The organism is Corallococcus sp. CA047B, from assembly GCF_003612065.1.
Taxonomy (GTDB): domain Bacteria; phylum Myxococcota; class Myxococcia; order Myxococcales; family Myxococcaceae; genus Corallococcus; species Corallococcus praedator.
Window position 1 is genome coordinate 1 of the sequence record NZ_RAWD01000362.1, and the last position, 8,999, is coordinate 8,999.

The 8,999-nt window shown below is 70.1% G+C and carries 9 protein-coding genes; 8 read left to right on the forward strand and 1 reads right to left on the reverse strand.

Annotated elements, in window-relative coordinates; all coding sequences use genetic code 11:
- Positions 1 to 1,158: serine/threonine-protein kinase (locus D7X74_RS35615; RefSeq protein WP_147446800.1), on the forward strand; the 1,158-nt coding region annotated here is incomplete at its 5' end.
- A gap of 76 nt (positions 1,159 to 1,234) precedes the next feature.
- On the opposite strand, the gene D7X74_RS35620 is transcribed toward D7X74_RS35615, so the two are convergent.
- On the reverse strand, positions 1,235 to 2,047 hold the full coding sequence (locus D7X74_RS35620; RefSeq protein WP_120537448.1) for a YsnF/AvaK domain-containing protein: 813 nt from the start codon (positions 2,045 to 2,047) through the stop codon (positions 1,235 to 1,237).
- 498 nt (positions 2,048 to 2,545) lie between these two features.
- Here D7X74_RS35620 and D7X74_RS35625 point away from each other — a divergent pair, with 498 nt between their 5' ends.
- From D7X74_RS35625 to D7X74_RS35655, 7 genes are all read left to right on the forward strand, one after another.
- On the forward strand, positions 2,546 to 2,860 hold the full coding sequence (locus tag D7X74_RS35625; protein ID WP_120537449.1) for a hypothetical protein: 315 nt from the start codon (positions 2,546 to 2,548) through the stop codon (positions 2,858 to 2,860).
- Between the two features lie 155 nt (positions 2,861 to 3,015).
- A complete protein-coding gene (locus D7X74_RS35630; protein WP_120537450.1) occupies positions 3,016 to 4,224 on the forward strand; it encodes an ABC transporter substrate-binding protein in 1,209 nt (402 codons plus the stop codon).
- Positions 4,225 to 4,242: 18 nt separating this feature from the next.
- Positions 4,243 to 5,163, forward strand: a complete 921-nt coding sequence (locus tag D7X74_RS35635; protein ID WP_120537451.1) for a branched-chain amino acid ABC transporter permease — start codon at positions 4,243 to 4,245, stop codon at positions 5,161 to 5,163.
- Positions 5,163 to 6,233 (forward strand): branched-chain amino acid ABC transporter permease, encoded by a 1,071-nt coding sequence (locus D7X74_RS35640; RefSeq protein ID WP_120537452.1) that lies wholly within the window; start codon positions 5,163 to 5,165, stop codon positions 6,231 to 6,233. The genes D7X74_RS35635 and D7X74_RS35640 overlap by 1 nt, the downstream gene beginning before the upstream one ends.
- Positions 6,230 to 7,099 carry an ABC transporter ATP-binding protein gene (locus D7X74_RS35645; protein WP_120537453.1) on the forward strand — a complete coding sequence of 290 codons (870 nt, stop codon included), beginning with the start codon at positions 6,230 to 6,232 and terminating at the stop codon, positions 7,097 to 7,099. Before D7X74_RS35640 ends, D7X74_RS35645 begins: the two co-directional genes overlap by 4 nt.
- Entirely contained in the window at positions 7,096 to 7,848 is a 753-nt protein-coding gene (locus D7X74_RS35650; protein ID WP_120537454.1) for an ABC transporter ATP-binding protein, read from the forward strand. The genes D7X74_RS35645 and D7X74_RS35650 overlap by 4 nt, the downstream gene beginning before the upstream one ends.
- 180 nt (positions 7,849 to 8,028) lie before the next feature.
- Positions 8,029 to 8,790 (forward strand): hypothetical protein, encoded by a 762-nt coding sequence (locus tag D7X74_RS35655; protein WP_233602399.1) that lies wholly within the window; start codon positions 8,029 to 8,031, stop codon positions 8,788 to 8,790.
- The last annotated feature ends 209 nt before the right edge of the window (positions 8,791 to 8,999 follow it).

Sequence of the window (8,999 nt, forward strand, 5' to 3'; positions counted from 1 at the left end):
GTGGTGGACGGGGCCTTCGAGGACGGCGGCGGGCGGGTGATGGGGCTGGTGGAGGCGATTGGCGAACAGCTGGACTCGGCGGTGCTGTCCTTCCTGGCGCTGACGGACGGCCGCGGGCCGCTGGAGCGGCTGGACGAACTGGACTCGGACGGCACGCCCGTGCAGCGCGGGCGCATTGGCCGCTATGAGGTCGTGAAGCCCCTGGGCACGGGCGGCATGGCGCAGGTGCTGGTGGCGCGCACGCGCGGGCCGGAGGGCCTGGGCCGGCTGGTGGCGCTCAAGCGCATCCTGCCGCACCTGACGGCGCAGCCGGAGATGGTGCAGCAGTTCCTGGACGAGGCGAGAATCGGCCTGCGGCTGTCGCACCCCAACCTCGTGCACGTCTACGACTTCGGCGAGGCGCAGGGCGCGTACTACATCGCCATGGAGCTGGTGAACGGCATCGACCTGGACCGGCTGCTGCGCGCGAACAAGGGCCCGCTGGAGCCGGCGGTGGCGTCCGCCGTGGTGTCCCAGGCGCTGATGGGGCTGCACGCCGCGCACGCGCTCAAGGGCGAGGACGGCGCTTCGCTGGAGCTGGTGCACCGCGACCTGTCGCCGCACAACCTGATGATCGGGTTCGACGGTCAGGTGAAGGTGCTGGACTTCGGCGTGGCGAAGGTGCGCGCGCAGCGCACGGTGACGCTGCCGGGCATCGTGAAGGGCAAGCCGCTCTACATGTCCCCGGAGCAGGCGCTGGGCCAGCGGCTGGACGCGCGAAGCGACCTGTTCGCCATGGGGCTCATCCTCTACCAGGCGCTCACCGGCACGCGCGCCTTCGACCGCGATGACGAGCTGGCCACGATGAAGGCCATCTGCCAGGACAAGCTGCCCCGGCCCCCGGAGGTGCCGATGCCCCTGTGGAACGTGCTGTCGGTGGCGCTGTCCAAGGCGCCCGAGTCCCGCTTCGACACCGCCCACGCCATGGCGGACCGGCTGGTGGCCGCGTGTCCCCCCGCGCGTGACACGGTGCTGGCGGCCCTCACGGCCCGGCTCTTCCCGGAGCGCCTGCGCGACTCGCAGCGGATGGAGACGGGCGTCAATCCGGCCCGCGAGGCTCCGACGCGCGCGACCCCGGTCGCCCCTCCCGCGCCGCGTCCCGGTGGAAAGCGGCGCTGAAGAAGTCCCCGCACGCCGCGGGAAGGCGGCATGCGGGAGGAAGGCACAAGGCCCGACGGATGTCGCACGGTGAGGACTAGCGGCGCTTGAGCGGATCCAGGTCGGCGTCCGCCTTGTAGCCGATGCGGCGCTTGTCTTCGTCCAGCTCCTCCTCGGTGCGCACCACCGTCACGCCCTCCACCTCCTCGTGGCGGACGCGGCCCTCCATGCTGCGGGTCTCCTCCATGGAGCGCTTGCGGATGTCGATGTCCTCATCCGCGTAGACCCGCTTCTGCAGCTCCGCGTCCTCCGCGCTCAGCGGGATGCGGATGGTCTCCTCGCGGAAGTCGGCCGTGTCGGGCGTGTTCGGCGCCACCGCGCGGCGGACGACCTCCACCTCCTCGTGGCGCACCGGGACGGTGATGGTCCGCATCTCCTCCACGACGACCTTCCTCACCTGGGCCTCGCCCGCACGGTGCTGGTGCTTGATGGCTTCCAGCTCCTCGTGGTGGGTGCGCAGCGTGACGTCCTCGCTCGCGATGCGCTCGGCGTCCTTGAGGTTGGCCCGTGACTCCAGACGGGTGTCCTTCAGGCCGGTCCTCGGTACGTCGCCGACGACCTTCTGCGTCCCCGTCTTCACGGTCCCCATCGTGCCGGTGGTCGCCGTCCCCAGGGCGCCGGCGTTGCTCGCATCGGACAGGCTGCTCAACGCCTCACGGCCATGGTTGAGGTAGATCTCCCCGTTGCGGATGTCGCTCACCTCCATGTAGCGGACCAGGTAGTCCTTCGGGAAGAACATGCCCTTCTCGATGTGGAACTCGCCTTCGCTGATGGCGAACACCTTGCCCAGCTTCTCGCCGTCGCTGCTGCGGACGACCATGCCTTCCTTGATATCAATGCGCTTGATCATGGACTGGCTCCTTGTGACTTCACGTCGGGTCGGTTGTGGCCAGGCGGAGCGCCGGAACGTCGTCCGTCGCAATGGGTCGGGGCTCCTGGGGGGAAAGGGACGCGAGGTGCCCGCCACGGCCATCAGCAGGAAGTTGGGTCCAGTAACTGACAAGGAAACCCCTGCCCTTGGGTGATCCGGGGGCTCGTCACCCAGCCCGCCGTTGTCAGGCCCCCGGTGCGCGCTTCCCTGCCTCCTGTCTGGACACCGGGCGTGCAGGAGTGAAGCGACCCATCCCCCTGCTGGCCGCGCTGCACCGGACGCCCCACTGTGTTGGCGCGGGTCCGGGTGCGCCGGTCCCCATCAGAGGAGCCTTCCATGCGTGGCACAGGTCCAGGCCGGGGGTTGAAGCGGTGGAGCGGCATGCCGTGGAGCGGGAGCCCTTCGACTCCCCGCCGTCACGGTGCTCACGGCGCCCGGTTCCGCGCTCCGGGCCGGGGCCTGGGGTGGATGGCCGGCATGGTGGGGGTGCTGGTGGCCGGCGGACTCCTGCGCCGCCGGGCCTCCGCGGCCGCGTCGAAGGCGGTCCTTCCCACCGCGTTCCCCCTGGCGAAGGCCCGCGCTGAAACGACGGCGCTCGCCGGAGAGCCGCCTGCCTGGCCCTCGAACGACGGGGCATGGCATCCCTGCGCGGACGCGCTGGCGCGCGCACTGGGCGTGTCGGGGGAAGCGGCGGAAGGGGACCGGGACGTCCGGCCGGCGCCCCCGCTTCGACGCGGTCCGTCGGGCCGGGAGCACTTCTGGAGGGAGCCAGGGACGCCTTCCGGAGGCTGAGTCCCGGGGGACGCCCGGAGGGGGCAGGGCACACGACAGCGCTGTTCCAGGGTGTTCGCGAGCGTCCGGTCCCAAGCTGTGCGCTTGACCCATGGGGAGGGCTCCCCTAGAAAACCGGGGCTTTGCCGTCATCTCCCCCCGGAGGGAACCCCCACATGCGACGACTTGCCCCGATGCTCCTCGCCGCGCTCGCCGTCCTGGCGGTCGCCTGCGAGAAGAAGACGCAGCCCACGGGAGAGGGCGGCGGCCAGCCCGCGGCGCAGGTCCCGGCCACGGCGCAGGGCGGTGGCGCTCCGGCGGGTGACGACGTCATCGTCCTGGGCGAAGTGGGCGCGCTGACGGGCGGACAGGCCACCTTCGGCATCTCCAGCCGCAATGGCATCGCGCTGGCGCTGAAGGAGGCCAACGCGGCGGGCGGGGTGAAGGGCAAGAAGCTGGTGGTGCGCGTCTACGACGACCAGAGCAAGCCCGAGGAAGCGGCCCAGGCCGTCACCCGGCTGATCACCCAGGACAAGGTGGTGCTCATCCTGGGCGAGGTGGCTTCGTCCAGCTCGCTCGCCATGGCGGAGAAGGCGCAGGCGGCGGGCGTGCCGATGATTACGCCCTCGTCCACCAACCCCACCGTGACGGAGAAGGGCGACAACATCTTCCGCGTCTGCTTCATCGACCCGTTCCAGGGCTTCGTGATGGCCAAGTTCGCCCGGGAGAACCTCAAGCTCAACAAGGTCGCGGTGCTCCAGGACAACAAGAGCGCCTACTCCATCGGCCTCACGGAGGTGTTCCGCCAGAAGTTCGCGGAGCTGGGCGGCAAGATCACGGTCACGGAGAGCTACAGCCAGGGCGACACGGACTACCGCGCGCAGCTGACCGCCATCAAGAAGACGCAGCCGGAAGGCATCTACGTGCCGGGCTACTACAGCGAGGTGGGCGTCATCGCCCGGCAGGCGCGCGAGCTGGGCCTGAAGGTGCCGCTGATGGGCGGCGACGGCTGGGACTCCGAGAAGCTCTTCGAGCTGGGCGGCAGCGCCATCGACGGCAGCTACTTCTCCAACCACTACTCGCCGGACAACCCGGACGAGCGCGTGAAGAAGTTCATCGCGGACTACAAGGCGGACTACAACGGCGCGGTGCCGGACGCGCTCGCGGCGCTGGCGTACGACGCCGCGCGGGTCGCCATCGACGCGCTGAAGCGTGCCCCGGACACCAGCGGCCCGGCGCTGCGCGAGGCCATCGCGCAGACGAAGGACTTCCCGGGCGTGGCGGGCGTCATCACGCTGGACGCGAAGCGCAACGCGGTGAAGTCCGCCGTGGTGCTGAAGGTCGCGGACGGCAAGTCCACCTACGTCACCACCATCGCTCCGTAGTCAGGGCCCCCACCCGGCATGTCGCAGCTTCTCCAGCACCTCATCAACGGACTGGCCTCCGGCACCATCTACGCCCTGGTCGCACTGGGCTACACGATGGTGTACGGCGTCCTCAAGCTCATCAACTTCGCCCACGGCGACGTGATGATGGTCGGCGTCTACATGGGCTACGCGACCGCCTTCGCCCTCGGGCGCGAGGCGCAGCGTTCCCTCTGGGGCGTGGTCGTCATCTTCGCGGTGGCCATGGGGGGCTGTGCGCTGCTCGGCTTCCTCATTGAACGCTTCGCCTACCGGCCGCTGCGCGAGAAGCCGCGCCTCACCGCGCTCATCACCGCCATCGGCATCTCGTTCGCGCTGTCGTACGGCTTCCAACTGGACATCGGCTTCCTGCCGGGCGCCTCCCCTCGGGCCTTCCCGGAGGTCATCGTCCCCACCGAGTGGTTCATCGTGGGCGACCGCGACGTGGTGGTGTGGAACTGGCAGGTCATCAGCTTCCTCATCGCCGTGACGCTGATGGGCGCGCTCCAGTTCCTCGTGTACCGGACGCGCTTCGGCAAGGCGATGCGCGCGGTGTCCTGGGACCACCGCACCGCGGCGCTGATGGGCATCCCCACCGACCGCATCATCGCGCTGACGTTCATGCTCTCCAGCGCGCTGGCGGCGGGCGCGGGCCTGCTCTACGCCATCAAGGACACGTCGGTGAGTCCGCTCATGGGCCTGTACGTGGGCCTCAAGGCCTTCGTGGCGGCGGTCATCGGCGGCATCGGCAACGTGCCGGGCGCGGTGGTGGGCGCGCTGCTGCTGGGACTCGTGGAGGAGTTCGTCGTGGGTTACGCGGCCAGCACCTGGCGTGACGCGGTGGCCTTCGGCTTCCTCATCCTGGTGCTGCTGGTGAAGCCGGGCGGCCTCTTCGGCCGGGTCGCGGCGGAGAAGGTCTGATGGCGACCCCTGGCGCGACGACCCTGCCCGACGACATGGCGGGCCCCATTCCCCCGGCGCTGCGCGGCCTGTTGCCCGTGCTCCTTGCGCTGCCGGTGCTGGCGCTGGCCGAGTGGACGCTGGGCGCCTCCCCCTTCGCCACCTATCTCCTGTCCGTCGTGGGGGTGAACATCATCCTCGCGGTGAGCCTCAACATCGTGAACGGCATGACGGGCCAGTTCTCCATCGGCCACGCGGGCTTCATGGCGGTGGGCGCGTACATCGCCGGCGTCACGTCGCTGTCGCTCAAGGAGGTGGCGCTGTCCTTCCTGCCGGTGGCCGCCAGCGACCAGGTGCTCTTCGTGGTGGCGCTGCTCGCGGGCGGCGTCTGCGCGGCGCTCTGCGGCTTCCTGGTGGGGCTGCCGTCCCTGCGCCTGCGCGGGGACTACCTGGCCATCGTCACGCTGGGCTTTGGCGAAATCATCCGCGTCTTCGTGCAGAACACGGAGGCGTTTGGCCGCGCGCTGGGGCTGTCGGGCATCCCGCAGTTCTCCAGCGTGGCCATGGTGTACTTCTGGGTCTTCCTGGTGGTGCTGGTGGCCCGCCGCATCGCGGGCTCCAGTCACGGCCGCAGCCTGTGGGCCATCCGCGAGGATGAGGTCGCCGCCGAGGCCATGGGCGTGGACACCACCGGCTACAAGGTCCGCGCGTTCGTCATCTCGTCGTTCTTCGCCGGCATCGCGGGCGGCCTGTTCGCCCACTTCGTGCCCATCATCAACCCCGGCTCGTTCACCTTCGTGAAGTCGATGGAGATCGTCGTCATGGTGGTGCTGGGCGGCCTGGGTTCCACCACGGGCGCCATCGTCGCGGCCATCTTCCTCACGCTCTTGCCGGAGGGCCTGCGCTCGCTGTTCGGCGCGATGGGCGCCGAGGGCAGCCTGGCGCAGAAGGTGGATCAGATCCGCATGCCCGTGTACGGCGTGCTGCTGGTGGTGCTGATGCTGGCCCGCCCCCAGGGCCTGTTCGGCACGAAGGAGCTGTGGGACGTGCTGCCGCGCTGGCTTCCCCGCAGGAAGAAGGGGCTGTCATGAGCGTGGCCGCCACGTCACAGGACGCGATGCTCCAGGCGTCCGGGGTGAGCATCCGCTTCGGGGGCCTCAAGGCCCTCACGGACTTCAACCTCTCCGTGCGCCAGGGGGACCTCCTGGGCCTCATCGGGCCCAACGGCGCGGGCAAGTCCACCGCCTTCAACGTGCTCACCGGCGTGTACCAGCCCACCGAGGGCGAGGTGCGCGTGGCCGGGCAGAAGGTGAACGGCTGGGTGCCGCATCAAATCAACCACCTGGGCCTCGCGCGCACGTTCCAGAACATCCGCCTGTTCCGCGCGCTCACCGCGCTGGACAACGTGAAGGTGGCCTGCCGCGCGCAGGGCGCCCTGCACCCGGTGAAGCTGGGCCAGGCCGCCAAGGTGGGCACGGCGCTGCGCAACTACCGCGACTGGTGGCGCGCGCTCCTGCTCACCCCCGGCTTCCAGCGGGAGGAGCGCGAACTCACGCGCCAGGCGGAGCACCTGCTGGACGTGATGGGCCTGTCGCACCGCCGCGACGAGGAGGCGAAGAACCTGCCTTATGGAGAACAGCGCCGCCTGGAGATCGCCCGCGCGCTGGGCACGCGGCCCAAGGTGCTGCTCTTGGATGAGCCCGCGGCCGGCATGAACACGCGGGAGAAGGCGGACCTGATGGTGCTCATCCGCCGGTTGCGCGACGAGTTCTCGCTGGGGGTGCTGGTCATCGAGCACGACATGAAGCTGGTGATGGGCATCTGCGAGACCATCACCGTGCTGGACCACGGAGAGACCATCGCGCGCGGTGCCCCGGCGGCGGTGCGAAGCGACCGCAAGGTCATCGAGGCGTACCTGGGCGACAGCTACCTGGAATCCCACGGAGGCGCGGCGTGAGCGAGCCGACGAAGGTGCTGGGCGAGCGCCGCGCGTTCGCGCCGCTGCTCACGGTGGAGGGGCTCCAGGTCCGCTACGGCGCCATCCAGGCGCTGAGGGGCGTGTCCCTGCAGGTGGGCAAGGGCGAGATGGTGGCCCTCATTGGCGCCAACGGCGCGGGCAAGACGAGCACCCTGCGCGCGGTGAGCGGCATGCTCAAGGCCGCGGCGGGGCGCATCACGCTGGAGGGCAAGGACACCACGGCCCTCAAGGCGCACCAGCTGGTGCCGCGCGGCATGGCGCACGCGCCGGAGGGGCGGGGCATCTTCCCCAACCTCACCGTGCAGGAGAACCTGGAGCTGGGCGCGTACCTGCGCAGGGACACCGCCCAGATTGAGCAGGACATGGAGAAGGGCTTCACGCTCTTCCCGGTGCTCAAGGAGCGCCGCCGCCAGCTCGCGGGCACGCTGTCCGGCGGCGAGCAGCAGATGCTGGCCATCGCCCGGGCCCTCTTGAGCAAGCCGCAGCTCCTGCTCCTGGACGAGCCGTCCCTGGGCCTCGCGCCGCAGGTGACGGAGACCATCTTCCGCACGCTGCGCGAGGTGAACGCCACCGGCGTCAGCGTGCTGCTGGTGGAGCAGAACGCGCACCTGGCCCTCAACGCCGCCCACTACGGCTACGTGCTGGAGACGGGCGAGGTGGTGATGGCCGGCGCCGGCAAGGCGCTCCTGGAGAGCGCCGAGGTCCGGCGCGCGTACCTGGGCGAATAGTTCCCAAAGCCGACTTTCCGGCCTGGGGGCGGTGTCCTCCCCCCGACGCTTGTGGGGGAGGAGGCGCCGCCAGTTCCTCGCCGCGCCTTGAAACTCGGGTAGTCAGCGGCGGAGCACTTCGTCTAGCGTCCGACAGGACATCTCGTTTTCTCCCCATCTTTCACATCAGGAAGCGTGCCCATGCGTCCGTTGTCCCGCCTCCTTCTTGCTTCGCTCACCACCCTCGCCCTCATCGCCGGCGCGTGCGCCAGCCAGCAGAAGACCGACGGCAGCTCCGGTTCCTCTGGCGGCGGTGACGGCCGGCAGGCCCAGTCCACCATCGAAGATGTCCCCAACGAGGGCGGGGACGTCGCCCCCACGGGCCCGGAGTTCAAGGCCTACGACGCGCCGGAAGGCTTCAGCATCGGCATGCCCGCGGAGCCGCAGATTGCCCGCAAGCAGGTCCCGCTGGGCTCCGGCACGGTGTCCACGGCCGCGTACTCGGCTCGCGCCATGGACGTCCTCTACTCCGTGAGCATCGCGGACTACCCGGAGAAGCTCGTGGCGAGCCGTCCTCCCGAGGCCCTGCTGAACGAGGGTCGGGACGGCCTGGCCAAGGAGGTCAACGGCACCCTGAAGGACGAGAAGGACTTCACCCTGGAGGGTGGCTACCCGGGCAAGGCCTACACGGTCAGCTCCCCGACGGTGGGCGAGCTCCGGGCGCGCAACATCCTGGTGGGCGCGCGCATGTACACGCTGCTGGTGCTCTTCAACCCGAACTCCGGCGCGCCGGCTGCGGACGCGTTCTTCGACTCGCTGAAGCTCGTCAATCCGCCGCCGCCGCTGGCCACGGCCGTTCCGGACGCGGGCACGGTGTCGGACGCGGGCACCCTGGACACGGGCGTGGACGCGGGCACGACCACCGTGCCGGACGCGGGCACGCGCCGCCGCAAGGCGAAGTAGTCGCTTCCACCCGCCGCGCTTCGCTGCTTCCGTGAACCGGGAGGCGTCGCGCGGTGGATGTGTGTCCACCACTCCGCTTCGGGAGGGGTGGATCCTCCACGGCAGGCCTCCGCTGGATTGCTCCCCCGCCTCCCATCCCTAGCTTCGGGGTGGGTGAGGACGGGGGAGAATCGCGATGATGGCTTGGGTGGGGGCCCTGCTGACCACGG

Bases quoted from the DNA above. Each gene is read 5' to 3' on its own strand.
- D7X74_RS35640 (WP_120537452.1), top strand. From the start codon at position 5,163: ATGGCGACCCCTGGCGCGACGACCCTGCCCGACGACATGGCGGGCCCC.
- D7X74_RS35630 (WP_120537450.1), top strand. From the start codon at position 3,016: ATGCGACGACTTGCCCCGATGCTCCTCGCCGCGCTCGCCGTCCTGGCG.
- D7X74_RS35625 (WP_120537449.1), top strand. From the start codon at position 2,546: ATGGTGGGGGTGCTGGTGGCCGGCGGACTCCTGCGCCGCCGGGCCTCC.
- D7X74_RS35645 (WP_120537453.1), top strand. From the start codon at position 6,230: ATGAGCGTGGCCGCCACGTCACAGGACGCGATGCTCCAGGCGTCCGGG.
- D7X74_RS35620 (WP_120537448.1), bottom strand. From the start codon at position 2,047: ATGATCAAGCGCATTGATATCAAGGAAGGCATGGTCGTCCGCAGCAGC.
- D7X74_RS35655 (WP_233602399.1), top strand. From the start codon at position 8,029: ATGCGTCCGTTGTCCCGCCTCCTTCTTGCTTCGCTCACCACCCTCGCC.
- D7X74_RS35635 (WP_120537451.1), top strand. From the start codon at position 4,243: ATGTCGCAGCTTCTCCAGCACCTCATCAACGGACTGGCCTCCGGCACC.